The sequence below is a fragment of the Gillisella vitis genome (assembly GCF_001541345.2).
Lineage (GTDB): Bacteria > Pseudomonadota > Alphaproteobacteria > Rhizobiales > Rhizobiaceae > Allorhizobium > Allorhizobium vitis.
Window position 1 is genome coordinate 357,198 of record NZ_LMVL02000001.1, and the last position, 17,749, is coordinate 374,946.

Annotated in this window: 15 protein-coding genes; 9 read left to right on the plus strand and 6 right to left on the minus strand. The window is 58.8% G+C overall.

All coding sequences use genetic code 11. From position 1 onward, the window contains the following. Positions 1-50 precede the first annotated feature (50 nt). The 9 genes from ASB66_RS01560 (at position 51) to ASB66_RS01600 (ending at position 9,807) form a co-directional block, all read left to right on the plus strand. Positions 51-1,604 (plus strand): sugar ABC transporter ATP-binding protein, encoded by a 1,554-nt coding sequence (locus ASB66_RS01560; protein ID WP_060719503.1) that lies wholly within the window; start codon positions 51-53, stop codon positions 1,602-1,604. Next, a complete protein-coding gene (locus tag ASB66_RS01565) occupies positions 1,594-2,655 on the plus strand; it encodes an ABC transporter permease (RefSeq protein WP_114386177.1) in 1,062 nt (353 codons plus the stop codon). The genes ASB66_RS01560 and ASB66_RS01565 overlap by 11 nt, the downstream gene beginning before the upstream one ends. A 7-nt stretch (positions 2,656-2,662) precedes the next feature. After that, positions 2,663-3,664: an ABC transporter permease gene (locus ASB66_RS01570; RefSeq protein WP_234614261.1), complete on the plus strand. Its 1,002-nt coding sequence runs from the start codon at positions 2,663-2,665 to the stop codon at positions 3,662-3,664. 131 nt (positions 3,665-3,795) lie between these two features. Further along, positions 3,796-4,632, plus strand: a complete 837-nt coding sequence (locus tag ASB66_RS01575; RefSeq protein ID WP_060719504.1) for a transporter substrate-binding domain-containing protein — start codon at positions 3,796-3,798, stop codon at positions 4,630-4,632. Between the two features lie 147 nt (positions 4,633-4,779). Next, positions 4,780-5,526, plus strand: coding sequence for an amino acid ABC transporter permease (locus tag ASB66_RS01580; protein ID WP_060719505.1), 747 nt, complete (start codon positions 4,780-4,782; stop codon positions 5,524-5,526). Further along, complete coding sequence (locus tag ASB66_RS01585) at positions 5,523-6,305, plus strand: amino acid ABC transporter permease (RefSeq protein WP_114386179.1); 783 nt, start codon at positions 5,523-5,525, stop codon at positions 6,303-6,305. The genes ASB66_RS01580 and ASB66_RS01585 overlap by 4 nt, the downstream gene beginning before the upstream one ends. Before the next feature lie 12 nt (positions 6,306-6,317). Further along, the gene (locus ASB66_RS01590) at positions 6,318-7,103 is read left to right on the plus strand and encodes an amino acid ABC transporter ATP-binding protein (RefSeq protein ID WP_060719506.1); all 786 of its coding nucleotides are present in this window, start codon (positions 6,318-6,320) and stop codon (positions 7,101-7,103) included. An 8-nt stretch (positions 7,104-7,111) separates the two neighbouring features. Beyond that, positions 7,112-8,473, plus strand: a complete 1,362-nt coding sequence (locus ASB66_RS01595; protein WP_114386181.1) for an MmgE/PrpD family protein — start codon at positions 7,112-7,114, stop codon at positions 8,471-8,473. 32 nt (positions 8,474-8,505) lie between these two features. Further along, positions 8,506-9,807, plus strand: coding sequence for an LLM class flavin-dependent oxidoreductase (locus ASB66_RS01600; protein WP_060719508.1), 1,302 nt, complete (start codon positions 8,506-8,508; stop codon positions 9,805-9,807). A 76-nt stretch (positions 9,808-9,883) separates the two neighbouring features. Here ASB66_RS01600 and ASB66_RS01605 read toward each other — a convergent pair whose 3' ends face one another. The 6 genes from ASB66_RS01605 to ASB66_RS01630 all read right to left on the minus strand — a co-directional run bounded on the left by ASB66_RS01605 (position 9,884) and on the right by ASB66_RS01630 (position 17,528). Then, complete coding sequence (locus tag ASB66_RS01605) at positions 9,884-11,065, minus strand: acyl-CoA dehydrogenase family protein (protein WP_060719509.1); 1,182 nt, start codon at positions 11,063-11,065, stop codon at positions 9,884-9,886. A 51-nt stretch (positions 11,066-11,116) separates the two neighbouring features. Continuing rightward, positions 11,117-12,220, minus strand: a complete 1,104-nt coding sequence (locus ASB66_RS01610) for an LLM class flavin-dependent oxidoreductase (protein ID WP_060719510.1) — start codon at positions 12,218-12,220, stop codon at positions 11,117-11,119. Positions 12,221-12,292: 72 nt separating this feature from the next. Then, the gene (locus tag ASB66_RS01615; protein WP_060719511.1) at positions 12,293-14,014 is read right to left on the minus strand and encodes an ABC transporter ATP-binding protein; all 1,722 of its coding nucleotides are present in this window, start codon (positions 14,012-14,014) and stop codon (positions 12,293-12,295) included. Next, on the minus strand, positions 13,993-14,841 hold the full coding sequence (locus ASB66_RS01620; RefSeq protein ID WP_114386183.1) for an ABC transporter permease: 849 nt from the start codon (positions 14,839-14,841) through the stop codon (positions 13,993-13,995). Before ASB66_RS01620 ends, ASB66_RS01615 begins: the two co-directional genes overlap by 22 nt. Continuing rightward, complete coding sequence (locus ASB66_RS01625) at positions 14,838-15,848, minus strand: ABC transporter permease (RefSeq protein WP_060719512.1); 1,011 nt, start codon at positions 15,846-15,848, stop codon at positions 14,838-14,840. Before ASB66_RS01625 ends, ASB66_RS01620 begins: the two co-directional genes overlap by 4 nt. A gap of 24 nt (positions 15,849-15,872) precedes the next feature. Beyond that, positions 15,873-17,528 (minus strand): ABC transporter substrate-binding protein, encoded by a 1,656-nt coding sequence (locus ASB66_RS01630; protein ID WP_060719513.1) that lies wholly within the window; start codon positions 17,526-17,528, stop codon positions 15,873-15,875. Positions 17,529-17,749: the final 221 nt, after the last annotated feature.

Genomic DNA, 17,749 nt, shown 5'->3' on the forward strand with positions numbered 1-17,749 from the left:
ACGCCACAGCTTATGCCAGGTCGCCAAGCGACTTTGCGAGGGACATTTTCATGCGTGACAGACAGCCTGCGGATAGCGATGCAATCCGCTTCCATGGCATTTCCAAACGGTTTGGCGGAGCAAGAGCGCTTGCCGACGTGTCCTTTGGCGTCCGCGCTGGAACGATCCATGGGCTTGTCGGCCAGAATGGTGCGGGAAAATCGACCCTGATCAAAATTCTCGCCGGTCTTCACCGGCAGGATGACGGAACAATCGAGATCGACGGGGTTGGAATACCGGATCTGTCACCGCCGCTGGTCGAAAAGCTGGGCATCCATTTCATTCATCAGGATCGCCTTCTGGTCCCGTCCTTCACGGTTGGCGAGGCCTTGTTTCTGGGGCGCGAACCGAAGATTACCGGCACACCGTTTTTGGATCGGCGTGCGATGAAACGTCATGCAAAGGCGATCTTGCAGGACTATTTCGGCCTGAGCCTGCCGACCAATGCATTGATCGGCGAGTTGACCACCGCGCAAAAGCAGATCGTCCAGATCACACGCGCGCTGCTGGCCAAGCCCAAGGTGCTGGTGTTCGACGAGCCGACGGCGGCGCTGGTGCGGCGTGAGGCCGATATGTTGTTTTCCCTGATCCGACGGTTGCGGGGCGAGGGGGTGACGATCGTTTATATCTCGCATTACCTGGCCGAAATCGAAGCGCTTTGCGATGACGTGACTGTGCTGCGCAATGGTGAGGTGGTTGCCAGCCGCTCGCTTGCCGGTCTTTCGGCAAAACAGATCGCAACCCTGATGGTGGAGCGCGATATTGCCGAGATGTTTCCAAAACGGGTCGTCGCCAAGGGCGAACGCCTGCTGGACGTTCGCGGTTTGACAGCCGATGGCCAGTATCAGGATGTGTCCTTCAGCCTGTATAGGGGCGAAGTGCTCGGCATCACCGGTCTTTTAGGCTCCGGTGCCAAGGAACTGTTGCAAACGCTGTTTGGTTTGGAAACGGCAAGTGCTGGTGAGATTCAAACGGGTGAGACGGTGGTGTCATTCGACAACCCACGCCAAGCCGTGTCGCGCAATCTGGCGCTTGTGCCGGAAGACCGACGCGGCAATGGCGTGGCTTTGGACCTCACGGTGGCGGAAAACATCACGCTTGCCAGTCTCGACCGTTTTTCGAGGGCGGGTTTCCGGAAGACCGGTCATGAGAAGAGTGCGGTGGACCGGCTGATCGCGCAGTTGCAGATCAAGACGGCAGGCCGCGATGCGCCGGTCCGAACCCTGTCCGGTGGCAATCAACAGAAGGTGGCGATTGCAAAATGGCTGAGCCGCCAATCGGAAATCTATCTTCTGGACGAGCCGACTGTTGGCGTCGATATTGGCGCGAAAGTCGAAATTTACCAGCTGATCGGCGAGCTGGTCGAAAAGGGCGCTGGCGTCATCATCCTGTCGTCCGACCTGCCGGAACTGGTTGGCATAACCGACCGGATTCTGGTGTTTTTCCGGGGCCGGATCACGGCGGAACTCACCTCCAGCCAGACGACGGCGGACGCAGTCTTTGCGAGCGCGACCGGCTCGGATGCCGCAACGGGGTCGAAGGAAGGATTGCGCCATGTCGGCTGAGGTGAATTCCGTTTCGATTGGCGTGAGGTCGCCGACAGCCACCGGCACACGTCATCACGGCTCGTCCCAGGGAGGTGAGCTTGCCCAGCCCCGTAAGGGTGCACCCTGGGGCGCGGCTTGGCTGCTGCGGACCGGGTCCATAGTCGGAATCCTCGGCGTCTTCCTGTTTTTTTCGTTGACAGCGCCCTTCTTCTTCAGTTTCGGCAATCTGGGCAATGTGCTGGCGCAATCGGCCATTCTCGGAGTGCTGGCCTTTGGGCTGACGGTGGTGAGCATTGCGGGCGGGTCGAATGTCGTGACGGGCGGGATCGATCTGTCGCTGGCCGCCAATATGGGCCTCAGTGCTGCGGTCTATGCCAGCCTTGTGCAGCTGGGATGGAGCGATGGTGTCGCTGTTTTGGGGGCGCTGGCCACCGGATTGGTCATCGGTCTTGTCAACGCCTTGGCTGTGGTCATTGTCGGTATTGTGCCGCTTCTGGCAACGCTTGCGGTGATGAATGTGGTGGCCGGTCTCGAACTGGTGTTGACCCAAAACACCGTCATTCCTGCCTCCACCGATTTTCTCTCACTGCTTTCAGCCACAGGGCCGTTTGGCTTGCCGGTGCTGGCCTATGTTCTGCTGGGGGCGGCCTTGCTGGTGGGAGCTGTCGTCCAATATACCCCGCTTGGTTTGAGGCTTTACGCGGTCGGTGAATTTCCGGAAGCAGCAAGATCGGCGGGCCTCAGGGTCAAAACCCTGACGGCAGGTGCCTTCATCGCTGCGGGTCTGCTGGGCGGTATCGCTGGCATCCTCAATACGTCTTATCTCAGCGGCAGTTCCACCGGCGCCGGTGATATCTTGCTGCCCGTCGTGGTAACCACTCTGCTGGGCTCGGTCTTTTCACGGCGGCTGGTGCCGACCATTCCCGGCACGCTGGTTTCGGCGATTTTTATCGGTGTGCTGATCAATGGATTTCAACTGCTCAATCTGTCGAGCACATTGGTGGCTGGCGTCCAGGGCGCGCTGATCCTTCTGGTCGTCTCGGCCACCACTTTGCTGCGCAGGAGGTAGGATCGTCATGTCGACAGTTGACGCGAAGACCTGGACGGCTGGGGCTTTGGCAAGTGGCCGCCGTCGCGGTGCATATCTGGCGCGTTATGCGCTGATCCTCGCTATCCTCGCCGTGATTGCGATATTTTCAACGGTGGCGCCAAGCTTTCTGACGGGCGCCAACCTGCTGAGCGTGCTGGTCAACAATGTCGCTTTGCTGGCCATCGTGTCGATTGCGATGACCTTTGCCGTCGCCTCCGGCGGCATCGATCTTTCGGTCGCAACGGCGGTGGATTTTGCCAGTTTCACCTTTGTTTCGCTGGTGCTGGTCGGTGTGCCTGTCGGCTTCGCCGTGCTTGCGGCAATTCTCGCCGGCGGACTGGTCGGTGCCTTGAATGGCCTGTTGATTTCGGCAATCGGCATCTCGCCGTTTCTGGCGACGCTTGGAACGCTGTTCATCGGTCGCAGCGTGCAGCAATTGCTCACCAATGGCGGCAATCCGGTCTATCTGTCCCAAGCCGCTATTCCGTCAGGCTTTTCGTTTATCGGTCATGGACAATTGCTCGGCATACCTGTGCCGCTGGTCGTCACGCTGTCGCTGATTGTTTTGACTGGTGTACTACTGTCAATGACCCGTTTTGGGCGGGTCCTGACGGCTATCGGCACCCAAGCCAGCGTGGCGCGCTATTCCGGCCTGTCTGTCGCCTCAGTTGTTGCAAGCGCCTATATCCTGGCCGGCCTGATTGCCGCGATCGCTGGCATCCTTTTGACGGCAACGGTCAATGTCTACATTCCGTCATCCGGTAATGCTTTCCTGCTGAATGCCATTGGCGCAACCTTCATCGGCACGACACTCCATCCGCTGCGCCGTCCCAATGTGGTTGGCACCGTGCTTGGCGTTCTGCTGCTTGGCCTCGTCTCGAACGGGTTGCTGCTGTCCGGTTTGAATTTCTATTGGCAACAGGTTGCAACGGGCCTGTTGATTTTTTCGGTGCTGGCCTTGAGCTTCAAGACGGGGCGCCCGTCGTGATCGTAAAGAAAATTCTACTTTAGTCGTAATCTCCGGTAGATCGATCCTTGATGACACCGTATGGAGGAACGCCATTGCTCGTGATTGGTGCGGCTCTTCAATACGGTGTCGCGAAAATAAGGAGCCTCGCGATGCTGTCCGCCACCATGACCAAGACAATCTTCGGTTTTGTTCTCTCGATATCCGCCCTCGTCGCAACTCAGGCCTTGGCAGATGCCACACTTGACCGCATCAAGGGACGTGGCAAGCTGACTGTTGGCGTTATCCTGTCTGGCGCGCCCTTTGGTTATATCGATCCGAAAACCCAGGACCAGAAAGGGTTTAACGTCGATATTGCCCAGGCGCTTGCCGACGATCTCGGCGTCAAGCTGGAAACGGTAACGGTCACGCCGCCCAACCGGGTGCAGTTTCTCCAGCAGGGCAAGGTCGATATTCTGATTGCCAATATGCAATATACCGAGGACCGCGCCAAGGTGCTGGATTTCGTGCCGACACCTTATGATCGCAGCGGCGGTGCTGCCGTGGTGCGCAAGGATAGTGGCCTGAAGGATTGGGCCGACCTGAAGGGCAAGCCGGTCTGCGTCTCGCAGGGCTCCAACTATACCCAGCCGCTGATCGAGGAATATGGTGCCATCGTCAAGGCGCTGCCGAGCCAGCCGGAATCGCTGCTGGCGTTGCAGGGCGGCAATTGCGTGGCGGCTGTGCATGTCGGCGCAACGGTTGGGCTGTTGTTGCAGGATCGCCCGGAGGAATGGAAAGATTATGCCATTCCGTTCCCGACCGAACTGGTCCCCTCGGACTCGGTCATCTGGCTGCGCAAGGGTGAGAAAGATACCCAGACCGCCCTCGACAGTGCCGTCAAAAAACTGCATGTTTCCGGAAAACTGCTTGATTTCGCCAAGTCCAGCCGTCTGTTGAATACCGACTATCTCGAGCAGGAACATAAGGCGCTCGCCGCGACCAAGTAAGACGAAGATGAAAGGGTGCTCCGGCATCCTTAGCCTTCATCAAATTTCGAATATCTCAAATATATCAATGATTTGGAATATTCGAAAACAGAATACAAAGGTTATTTCCAATGACACTTTGTATCAGCGGCGCAACGGTAGAGACACATGCAGGATATCAATCTCACCGATCTGTTCGTCCGTCTGACGGGCAGTATCGGTCTTAATTTTGAGTTCCTGGCAACGGGATATGAGGCGCAGATCTGGCGGGATGGTTTTTTGACCACGCTTTATCTGGTGGTTTTGCTCATTCCCGTCAGTTTGCTGTTTGGTCTCATGTTTGCGGCCTGTCTGACATCGGGCCGGTCATGGCTTTCCGCGCCGGTGCGAGCATTTGTGGAAGTGACCCGAAATACGCCGACGCTGGTGCAGTTGATGTTCAGCTTTCTGGTGTTGAACACGGTTGTGTCCAATCTTGTCGGCGGCGCGCAGAACAATCCGTTGACACCATTTTTCTGGGTGGTTGCAGTGGTGGGCCTGCATGTGGCGGCCTTGCATTCCGAAGCCATCCGCGCCGGCATCGAAGCTGTACCGGCCTCGACGATTGAGGCTGCTCGCGGCATTGGCTTCAGCCAGTTTCAGATCCTGCGTTACGTCGAGGTGCCGCTGGCCTTTCGGGCCTCGCTACCGGCCATCGTCAACAACCTGATCAATCTCGTCAAGCTGACGACGGTCGGCAATGCAATTGCCGTCAGCGAAATCACCTATGCATCGATCATGGTGTGGACGCAGCGTGACAATGTCATAGAGTTGATGATCGTGATCCTGGCTTTCTTCAGCCTCATCAATCTGGTCGTCGCCCGTGTCGGCCTTTGGGTAGAGCGCAAGCTTGCCATTCCGGGATATGGGTTATGATGTCGCCAATGCTTCACAACCATGCGGGCCGCAGCCCCGCCCTGCGCAATATCGCTCTCGTCGCCTTGCCGCTGGCCATCCTGGTCTGGGCGCTGGCCGATCTGTCGCTTGGCCGTGAACTGGTGCAATGGCTTCCTTATCTCGGCTCCGGCTTTGCGATGAACATCGTTATCAGCCTTTCGGCGATGACGCTGGGGACCGTGCTGGGGGTCCTGCTTGGCATGCTGCAAATGGTGCCATTCCGGCTGGTCCGCTACCCGGCTGCGGTCTATGTGCAGGTGTTTCGCAATGCGCCGCACCTGGTGCTGATCTTTGCGACCACTTATATCTTTCCTTTCGAGATCATTGTCTTTGGCAACTATCTGTCCTTTCCCGATTGGGTGAAGGCCATGGTCGGTCTGGCCATCCCGGCAAGCGCCTATATCGCCGAAATCACCCGTGGCGCCATCCTGTCTATTCCGACGGCGCAATGGGAGGCGGCTCAAGGCCTGGGCTTTTCGCGCTGGCAGGCGCTGCGCTGGATCATTCTGCCGCAATGCCTGCGCCGGTCGCTGCCGCCATGGATGAATGTGCTTGCCTCAATCACCATGGGGACGTCACTGGCCTCGCTGGTCGGCGTCCATGAACTTCTCCATGCCGCCACCGATGCCAGCACATCCGTGCGCCGGCTTGATTTCACTGTCATTGCCTATGTCGTGGTGATGGCTGCTTTCTTCGCGCTTTGCTACCCGATCGCCCGTCTGACCCGCCGCCTGGAGCGCCGTTTCAAGGCGGCCTGAGGATTTGAGAGAATGATTGCAAATACCGACAATGCCATCGTCCGTTTGGAAGACGTACACCTGTCCTTCGGCCAGACGCAGGTGCTGAAGGGTATCGACCTGACGGTCAACAAGGGCGATGCCGTGTCGATCATCGGTCCCTCCGGCTCTGGCAAATCCACCATCCTGCGCTGCATCAATGCGCTGGTGACGGCCCAAAGCGGTCGCATCACCGTGGCGGGGACACGCGTTGACCAATTGACCAAGGAAAGCGAGCGCATTGCGCTGCGCAAGCGGGTCGGCATTGTCTTCCAGCAATATAATCTCTTTCCGCATCTGACGGTGCTCGACAATATCATGCTTGCCCCGACCCGCATTCTGGGAACGGCAAGACGCGAAGCGGAAAAGGTCGCGCGTGAATTGCTGGACAAGGTGCGGCTTGGCGAAAAGGCTGATGCTTATCCGGGCCAGCTCTCTGGCGGGCAGCAGCAGCGCGTGGCGATTGCCCGGGCGCTGGCGATGAAGCCCGACCTTGTGCTGTTCGACGAGGTCACTTCGGCACTCGATCCTGAAACGGTCGGTGAGGTCTTGTGGGTAATCCGTGACCTGATCCGCGATGGCATGACCAGCATTCTCGTCACCCATGAAATGCGCTTTGCCGAAGAGATCAGCGACACCGTGGTGTTTACCGAGAATGGCCGCATCGTCGGCCAGGGCTCGCCGGAGCAGATCTTCCATAAGAGCGACAATCCGCGCATCCGCCAATTCGTCGGCGGGTTGTCGGGCCGGGGTACGGTGCGCGAAGGCGAAGGCATATAGGAGCCGCCATGACGACGACCATAGCCGCGCCACTGACCAGCGCTTTCGCACGGGCAATTGTGCAATCTGAGCCTGACCGCGACAATGCGGCCATTGCTGCGGCCCGTACCGCGATCATTGATTTTCTGGCCTGTGCGATTGCTGGTGCAGGGGAGCGGACAACGGCTATCGTCGCAACCGCACTCGGCGGGAGTATCGGCGGCGACGCCATCCTGATCGGCAGCGCGCGCCGCGTCGATCCGCTGGTTGCTGCGGTCGTCAACGCCTATGCGGGCCATGTGCTTGACTATGACGATGTGCATTCCAGCGTACGCGGCCACCCGACGACCGTGATTATTCCGGCATTGCTTGCCCTGGCTGCTGAGCGCGATTTTACCGCAGATGCAATGGTCGCATCCTATGTTGTCGGGCTGGAGGCGATGGCGCGGCTGGGCCTGTCGCTTGGCGCCCGGCATTATGAGAACGGCTTTCATGCCACGGCGACCCTCGGCACGGTGGGTGCGGCGGCGGCGATCTGCCATGTGACGCAGGCATCACCAGAAGAAACAGCGGTGGCGCTTGGCCTTGCCGCCACGCAATCCTCCGGTCTCAGATTGCAGTTCGGTTTCGATGCCAAGCCCTATCATGCGGGCATGGCGGCGCGCTCCGGCCTGTTGGCGGCGCGGTTGGCCTCGGCAGGTTTCGGAGGCGCGCCGGATTTTCTGGACAATCCGGTTGGTTTTCATTCCGCCTATGCCTTTGGGGCCGGGCATCCGGAAACCGTGGTTGAGAACTGGGGTTCGCCCTGGCAGATCGTTTCGCCCGGCCTGACGCTGAAAGCCTATCCCTGCTGCACGGCCAGCCATCCGGTCGCCTCTCTGGGCATAGACCTGCATCGTGAGGGCCTTGCCGCTGACGCCATCGACACGATCACCTTCACCTATCCGCCCGGTGCCGATGCCGCACTCGTCGTCACCAAGCCGACGAATGGGATCGAGGCGCGCTTCAGCCCGGAATATGTCTTTGCTGCCACTCTGATCGACGGAGTCCTGCGGCTCGACCATTTCGATGAGCGGCCGGTGGAACCCCGGTTGATGGCACTCGCTACCCGCGCCAGTCGGCGGCATCAGGAGAGTGCGCCCCGTATGTCGAGCGATCCGACGACGCGGTTCGTTATCCTCGATATAGCCCTTAAGGATGGCGGTACAATCCAGCGTCGGTTCGACGGTCTGCCAGGGCTTGCCGATCCAGCCGACAAATTCCGCGAGGCGACTGCGGCGGATGCCTCCTTTGCCGAAATCCCTTCGCTCGTCCGGGATATGAGCAGCAGTGCCGATCTGCGTCGCCTGCTTGCCCTTCTCAACCAGGACGTCTCCAATACCCGTAATTGATGCCATACCCACACGCGACGAAAGACTGTGCCATGACCCGCAAGAGAGAAATTCACCTCGGCCTGTTCCTGCAAGGGGCTGGCCACCATGTCTCCGGCTGGCGGCATCCGAATGCGGAAGCTGGCAGCGAAAATTTCGACCTGCTGCGTCGCGTATCGCAGCTCGCCGAGCAGGCGAAATTCGACATGGTGTTCCTGGCAGACGGGCTGACGAGCGGCGTCGATGCCCATCCCTCGACCATTGCCCGGTTCGAACCGCTGACCCTGTTGGCCGCACTTGCCATGGTGACCGAAAAGATCGGCCTTGCCGCAACTGCTTCGACCACCTATGGCGAACCCTACCATGTTGCCCGCGCCTTTTCCTCCATTGACCACCTGAGCCAGGGGCGGGCCGCCTGGAATATCGTCACCACTTCCTATGCCCGGACCGCCAATAACTTCTCGAAGTCCCATCCCGGCCATGATGAACGCTACGCCGTCGCCGAAGAATTCGTCGATGTGGTGCGCGGCCTCTGGGACAGCTGGGATGATGATGCCTTCATCAAGGACAAGCAGAATGGCATCTATGCCGATCCCAACAAGGTGCATCTCCTCGACCACACGGGCAAATATTTCTCGGTTAAGGGTCCGCTGAATATTCCCCGATCTCCGCAGGGCCATCCGATTCTGATTCAGGCCGGATCATCCGGGCCGGGGCAGGATCTCGCGGCCCGAACGGCCGATGTGGTGTTCACGGCCCAGCAAAGTCTTGATGAAGCACAGGCCTTCTATAAAAGCCTCAAGGATCGGGTCACCGGGTTTGGCAGGCATCCCGACGATGTCGCGGTCATGCCGGGCTTCCTGCCGGTCATCGGCCGCACGGCACGGGAGGCTGCCGACAAGCTGGCCGAACTCGACCAATGGACCGAACTGAAAAGCGCCATGCCGCTGCTTGAGGAGCGGATTGGTCATAGCCTTGCCGATTACGATCCTGATGGGCCGCTGCCGGATCTGCCGATTTCCGACCAGCTGCGCAGCCGCGCCGAACTGCTGACCGCGTTAGCCCGGCGTGAGAGCCTGACCATAAGACAACTAGCCCTGCGGGTTGCTGCCGGGCGGGGACATCATATCGTGCTCGGCACACCAGAAGATATCGCCGACCGTATGCAGCAATGGTTTGAAACACGCGCCGCTGACGGTTTCAACATCATGCCGCCGTTCTTCCCGGAGGGGCTGGAGGATTTCACCCGTCTGGTGGTTCCAATCCTACAAGAACGTGGCCTGTTCCGGACAGATTATAGTGGCGTGACATTGCGCGATCATCTGGGCGTATCCCGGCCAAACCTGTCCTCTTGATGAGATAAGGCTTCCGTCACGACGAGGATGCTTACGTATCCTCGTCGTGACGGCATTTCCAAACACCACCATGCCATCAGGCGGTTTTCAGCGCGGAGTGTTTTGCGACAGGGTTTAGCTGTGCTGCTTCCTGGCGCTGCCAGCGGTCAAACGCTGCACGGCCGAGGATCGACAGGGAGGTATCTTCCTGCGGAGCATGAACAAGCACGGCCTGAATGTCACGGAAGTGGCGCTCTAGCCCGATATCGGCGTTAAGGCCCGGATTGCCGATGCCGCGCACGGCGAGTTCCACGGCGCTCCGCAGCTGGCGGCCAGCAATAAGCCTTGCACGCATCAGACGTTCCGCATCGTCTTGACCGGACAGAAGCGCATCGAAGATAATCTGGCGCGCGCCACCGACCAGCAGGTCGATTTCGCCTGATAGCGTTATGAACCGTTCGGTACGGGCGATGGGATGGCCCAGATTGGTTGGAACACGGTCATGGGCGAAATGGTTGAAGGCGGCTTGTGCCGCTTCGGCAACCCCAAGATAGATCGCCGTCAGTGCAAGTGTAATCGCCGCGTGGCCGCGATTGTCCTGCTGGGCGATTTCTGTGCCGGTCAGATCCAGAACATGGTCTAGAGGGATTTCCACATCGCTATAGTCAATATCATGCGAGCCTGTCGCCCGCATGCCCAGACTGTTCCAGTTTTCAATCACGCTTATGCCGGGCAGTCCGTTCGGCACAATAAAGGTTCCGACGCGGGTTGGCGTTTCGTCCGTATGCGCCCAGACCAGGAAATGCGTGAGGCCATGCGCACCCGTTACGAAACGCTTGCGACCGGTGATTGACCAGCCCGTCGCGGTGCGGCGGGCACGTGTTGCCGGCAGGCCACCACGGGCTGGCGATCCAAGCTCCGGCTCGACCCGGGCTGCATTGAGCAGCAAGGGGCGCTGTTTTGCTTCGGCCAGCAGCCTTTGATAGAGATCTTCAGGCCAATGGTTTCTCAAGGCTTGGCCGAGGTGATTGAAGATCGTCATGGCGCTGATCAGGGCAACCGATGGGTCGCCACGGCCAAGAGCCGCCAAAATTTGAGCGGCATCGTAGAGCGTCCCACCCTTGCCGCCATATCGCGTCGCAACGGTGCTTTCGAGAAGTCCGCTTTCGTGAACGGCACGAATGCCTGCCCAGGGAAACTGTCCGCTGCGGTCGGCATCCGGCGCGGCCTTTGCGACGATCCGCACAGTTGCGTCAAGCAGGGTTTGATCATGGGCCATGGTTTTGAAGCCTTTTGAATGTCTGTCTATAAAGCCGCCGGATGACGCTCATCACGCGGCGGCCTTCTTCCTGGCCTCTTCGCGTTCACGGATGCCTTCGCGGACCAGCGGCAGGACGTAGCGCCCATAATCCACGGCATCATTGTAGTTGTCATACCCTCTGATCGAGATCAGGTCGGCGCCGAGGTCGATATAGTCCAATATGGAATCGGCGATGGTGCGAGGCGAACCCACCAAAGCGGTGGTTGCGCCGCTGGCGTTTGTGGCTGTCACTGTCGGATACCAGAGAGCCCTGTCGTGAACATCGCCGCGTTTGGCAATATCCAGAAGACGCTGTGAACCGACATTGGCTGGGGGCGGCGCGGACAAGGGTGTCCTGCTGAGGCCTTTCTCACGGTTTTCGTTCAGCGTGTCGAGAATGCGATGGGCTTTCTGCCAGGCCAGTTCATCCGTCTCGGCAATGATCGGACGGAATGTGACCCAGATGCGCGGGCGATCCTTGCGTCCTGCCTTGGCCGCCTCGGCATAGATGCGGTCGATCTGTTGTTTGGTTTCTGCCAAAGGCTCGCCCCAAAGGCCAAAAATATCGCATAACGAGCCGCCGATCCGATAAGCAGCCTCCGACGAGCCACCGAGCGAGATCGGGATCAGGCCGTTGGTCGGGCGCACGGCACTGCGGAACTGTTTGAACTGGTAGTAGTTTCCGTTAAAATCGAAGGGTTCTGTCGAGGTCCAGGCCAGACGCAGAATGCGGATATACTCTTCCTGACGCTCGTAGCGCTGTTCTTTAGTCAGAAAATCACCCTCGCGGGCCTGCTCCTCATCACTGCCGCCGGCGATGAAATGGACGACAACACGACCGCCGCTCAGCTGATCGAGCGTTGCCAGCGATTTCGCCGCAACGGTCGGGTAGACGGTGTTCGGACGCAGGGCGACAATGATCTTGATCTTCTTCGTGTGGGCCAGAATGGTCGCGCCCAGCGTGAAAGGATCAAAGGAAGCGGAAGAGTAGGGGATCAAAGTGTAGTTGAAACCGTAATCGTCCAGCGCACGCGCGTAGCGTTGCAGAAAATCGGGGTCCACCGGCGCATCGGGGATTGGGTGCAGATCATTCGATCCGTTGGCGAAACTTGCGCTAATGAATTCAGCGGCCATTCTGTGACGTCTCCATTTGGTTTTGAGCCTTTGATGAAAGCTATGCTGAGGTCTTGTCCTGCGCGGTTGCGATCACGCGAGTTCGTCCTGTTTGAAAACAGCGTGGGCAACTGAGTGCGTTGGGTGGGTGTGCCCGGACGGGATCGAGGCCAGCAGCGACCGGGTATAGGATTGGCGGGGAGTGTCGAAGACGGCTTTGACGGTGCCGTGCTCGACAATGCGCCCGCGATGCATGACCGAGACGGTATGGGCAAGCTGGCGCACCAAAGCGAGATCGTGGGAAACGAACACATAGGTCAGACCCAGATTGGCCTGTAGCGTCAACAGCACGTCAACGATATCGGCCTGGACACTGACGTCGAGCGCTGAGGTGGGCTCATCCAGCACGATAACATCCGGCTTCAAAACCAGCGCTCTGGCAATGGCGACGCGCTGACGCTGGCCACCGGACAGTGCGCCCGGCTTGCGGCCAAGCAAATGCTCGCCCAGTCCGACGTTGGACAGGGCTTCGCGCACCCGCTCGCTTCGCTCCCGCGCAGTGCCGATCTTGAACCGGTCCAGCGGCTCGCGTACCAGATTCTCGATTTTCCAGGTGGGATCGAGTGAGGTGAACGGGTTCTGGTAAACGAGTTGAAGATGACGCCAGACGGCTCGTCTGGACTGGGGCTTACGGCTTGAAAACTGCTCACCGGCAACGGAGATCTGGCCGCTATCGGGGTCTTCAAGGCCCAGAAGCAGCCGGATCGTCGTTGTCTTGCCGGAGCCGGATTCCCCAACCAGAGCGTGTGTAGTGCCTGATGGTACGGAGAATGTCACATTATCGACAGCTGTCAGGGATTTGCCATCGACCGTGAAGGTCTTCGTCACACCTTTGACCTCGATCTTGGTATCAACGCCCGCAGCATTGTTGAGGCTATGAAATCTGCCATCGCGCAGCTTGGCATAGCGGTCGGGATTGAGGGCGGGAACATCGGCATGCAGCTTTCTGGCATAGGCCGAAGCCGGTGCGGCAAAGACAGCCTGAGTATTGCCCGCCTCCTGCACAATTCCATCCTTCAGCACGACCAGTTGATCTGCCCGCTCGGAAGCGATTGCCAGATCATGGGTAATCAGCAGAAGGCTGATATCCAGATCCTGCTGAAGCCGCGTCAAAAGGTCGAGGATGCGCTTTTGGATCGTCACATCCAGTGCGGAGGTCGGCTCGTCCGCAACCAGAAGGGCCGGGCGCGGCAGCACCGCAAGGCCGATCAGCACCCGCTGAAGCATGCCGCCTGACAATTGATGCGGATAGGAATCGTAGACGCGATCCGGCTTGTCGAGGCCGACCGCCGCGAATGTGTCCAGGATCAGCGCTTTGCGGATGGCTTTGTTCTGTTCGCCAAGAAGTGCTGCCGCTTCCATGGCTTGCGCGCCGATGGTGCGCACCGGGTTGAGCGCGTTGCCGGGATCTTGCGGAACAAAGCCGATAGCGCGCCCCCGCAGAGGCCGGAACTGACGCTCAGTAAGGCTCAAGATGTTCTGGTCGTTGAACGCGATTTTCCCCGTCGCCTGTCCGCCTTGGGGCAATAGCCTGAGGATGGCCCGTGCGATGGTTGATTTGCCTGAGCCGGATTCTCCAATCAACGCCAGGCTCTTGCCTCGGTCCAGCTCGAACCCGACAGTCTTCACGACTTGGCGAGCCCCATAGGATATCGACAGGTCTTCCACCCGCAACAGCGAAGTTGACGGCTGGAGCGCTGTAGAACCGGTTGCGAGGCCGGGGAGGGTGGTGTTCAGTCTGTCTTGCGGAGCCATCGGCTGATCCTGTTGACGGAGAGGACGGTTGCGATCACGGCGAACGCAGGTGCGTAAACCAGCCACGGCCATTTGAGGTAATCCTTGCCGATTGAAATCAGCAGACCCCAGTCCGAGGCGGGTGGCGGATCGCCGTAGCCGAGGAAGGCAAGACCGGCGATGACAAGAATGGAAAGACCAAATTGCAGGACGGCAAGGGTGAGAAGGGAGCGTGAGGCATTTGGAAGCACGTGCCACAGAAGGATATACCAGCGTGACCCTCCCAGCAGAAACGATGCCTCGACGAAGGTCGCTTGCCGGGTTTTGATCACCTCTGCCCGCATCACCCGGGCAAAGACCGCCACGGCGGAGACGCCGGTCGCGATTGCGGCATTGGTGGTGGTGAAGCCGAGTGCGGTGACGACGATGATCGCCAGCAGGAAACTGGGAATCGCCAGCAGCATATCGACCAGGCGCGCCAGCACGATATCGACCCAGCCGCCGAGAAAGCCTGCCAGAAGGCCAATGATGCCACCGACGACAACGCCAATGACAACCGCGATCAGCGCACTGGTCACCGAAGACGCCGTGCCATAGACGACGCGCGCGTAAAGGTCGCGCCCGAGCTGGTCTGTGCCGAACCAATGTTGCGCGCTGGGTGCCAGCAGTTTTTGAGCGGGAACGCCAATAACGGGGCTATGGCTTGTGAACAAGCCAGGGGCGAGCGCCCAGGCGATCACCAGGGCAATGACGGCGAACGAGATGAACACCGTTGGCGGCATGTGGAATGCCGACCAGTTTTTGGTTGTCCGCAAACCTTTGTCTGAAGAAGAAAAAGCGATTGTCATATCGTCACCGCACGAGAGGTTTCGGTAGAGCTTGTCTCCTCAGCGGACGTGCGAGGCCGTTGGACGCCAAGCAGTTTCACACGCGGGTCCAGCAGGGGATAGACGAGGTCTGCGATCAGGTTGACGAGAACGAAGGCCACTGCTGCCAGCGAGACGACCGCCTGAAGAACAGGCAGATCCTGGGTTGTGACCGAGCGCTGCACCAGGCTGCCGATGCCCGTTCGCCCAAAAACCGTTTCGGTTATCAGGGAACCACCCAGCAACTCGCCGACGGTCAGGGCGATCACTGTGACCACCGGCAAGGATGAGGGCTTCAACAGGTGTTTGAAAAACATCTGCGCCTGGGAAAGACCTCGACCCCGCGCCACCGTTGCATAGTCCTGGCTTGCTTCATGGTCGAGATTTGCAATCAGGACTTCCGCTATCTGGGCAGAGACGGGAATGCCGAGTGCAATTGACGCAAACAGGGTTGCCCAGACACTATCGGGTTCAATGACCCGGAAAATGCCCAGCTGGAAGCCGAAAATATGGATCAGGGCCAGCCCGATGACGAAATTGGGGACCGATAGAAACAGGGAGGGAAACCCCCGCAGCAGGCCTTGTCCGAACCGTTTTGGCAGGAACTGCGTGCCGTAGGCAATCAGCAGCGCCAGGACAAGCGCGAAGGCAAGGGCCGCCGATGCAAGGATCAGCGTTGAGGGCAGCACTTCGGCAATCAGCGCCGCCACCGGGCGGCTGGACCGCATCGACAGGCCGAAATCGCCGGTGACGAAGTGAGAGAGCGACGTCCACAACTGGACAGAAATCGGCTTGTCCAATCCCTGGGCGGCGATGATCTCGGCGATCTCCACCTCGGTGAAGCCGTTTTGCGGATCACGCAGGACGGAGGTGACCGGGTCGCCCGGCAGAATGCTGACCACCACGAACGTAAAGACATAGGCCAGCAGGATGACCACAAAGGCCTGGGCCAGTCGTTTTGCAGCATATGTCAAGTAGGCGTTGTGCATACTGTAACCTCCTCACATTGCTGGTTATTGGCTGATTTTTGCGGTGTAGTAGCTGGCATAGGCGATGCCGTTATAGACTTCGCCTGAAAGCTTCGGGGACTGGACATAAATGCGCTGAACGATCTGCGTGCGAGGGATGAAATACCCTTGCTCGATGACGTATTTCTGTAGTTCGTTCAGCAGCGGATCACGCACCTCTAAGGATGGGGCGCCTGCGATTTTATCGCGCAGTTCATTGATCTCTTGGTCGCTCTGGTCCAGCGCGAACCAGTTTTCCCCATTGTTGGCATCGGTCAGAATGCTGGCCACGGTGCCGGCATCGATAAAGCTGCGGGTGACTTCATAGGCTGGGACCGCAGGGCCGCCAAACTTGACCTTTTCGGTGAAAGTCACCACGTCATAGGCGCGAATATTGACCTTCCAGCCGATCTTGCCGAGCTGTTGGGCGATCAGTTCATCCACCGCCTTCGACGTGGCAAGATAGGGATTGGAGTAAAGCGTTAGCAGAAGCGGCTTTCCATCCTTGGCGCGGATGCCGTCGGCGCCTTTCGTCCAGCCTGCGTCATCCAGCAGCTTTTCCGCCCCGGCGGGGTCGTAGGCCAAAAGCGCGCTCTGGTCGGTTGCACCAGGCACATTGCTCTGGATAAACGAGGTCGCCAGCTTCCAGTCCGATGTATAGACGGTGTCGATGATTTCCTGGCGATCGATTCCAGACTGAAGGGCTTGGCGCACCCTGACATCATTATAGGGCTCGAGCTTGGTATTCACCGCCCAGCCATTGACGAACCCGAGATAGCGCGGCGTGGCAACGGTGAAGCCCTCGTCCTTGAGCGACTTCAACTCCTGGGGCGAAGCATTATAGGCAATATCGGCCTGACCGGATTGAACCGCCGCAACCCGAAGTGATGGTTCGGAGACCAGCTTGTAGGTGATGCTGTCCAGAAACGCTGGCCCGGTATGGCCAACAGTTGCTGGTCCCCAATTGTAATCCTTGCGCTTCACCAGTTTGACGAAATCGCCTTCCTTCCAGGATTCAACCACGTAAGGGCCGCTGCCAGCGGTCTTGCCGAGGTCTGCCTGCTGTGTTGCAGGTTGGCCGATGGTTTTGGGGGAAATCAGGATCGAGCCGTGATAGCCAAGGGTTGGAATGAAGCCGAGCGTCGGCTTTTTGAAGATGACTTTCACCGTGGAAGGATTAATCGCCTCTGCATGATCGTAGGTCTTGGGAAACAGGCCGATTGGGTTGATGCCTTCGCTCTTGCGGCCTGCATACCAGATGTCGAGATTTGCAACGACAGCCGCCGCATCGAGTGGCGTTCCATCGGAAAAGGTCACGCCCGTCTTGAGGTGGAGGGTGAACTCGGTGGCGCCTTCATTCTGTTCCCAGCGCTCGGCAATCCATGGGCTCACTTTGCCAAGGGCATCGACATAGACGAGCTTGTCGGCCACGTGGCCCCAGACATGCCCCTGAAAGCTGGAGATCGCGCTGTTGTTGGGTATCCAGGTATTGCCCAGCGAGTCGATCAGAAACGTAATATCGCCGCCGTTATCTTGCTGCTTGCCCGCGCTCAGAGCGGGCGTCAAGCCAGTCGATGCCACGAGAGCGACAGAAAGAATTGCAGAACCAGCAAGCAGCAACCTGCGTCGGGAAACAGCCAAAGAATCGGAATGTTTGATCATGAAATAGGTCCTGGTCGGGTGGCGTCTTATCTTGAGACTGACGGACGGCCTCGTTTGCGAAGGTTATGTTGAGTGCGAGCGCAAACAGGTGGCGCGCTTTGTTTCTGTGATTGTCATGATGCGTTCCTGCCTTGATTGGTGAGGCGCTATGACAACAAGCTAGACGAGCATGGAAATCAGGGAAAGATTTATCATTCTTAATCTATCGATTTTATAGATTT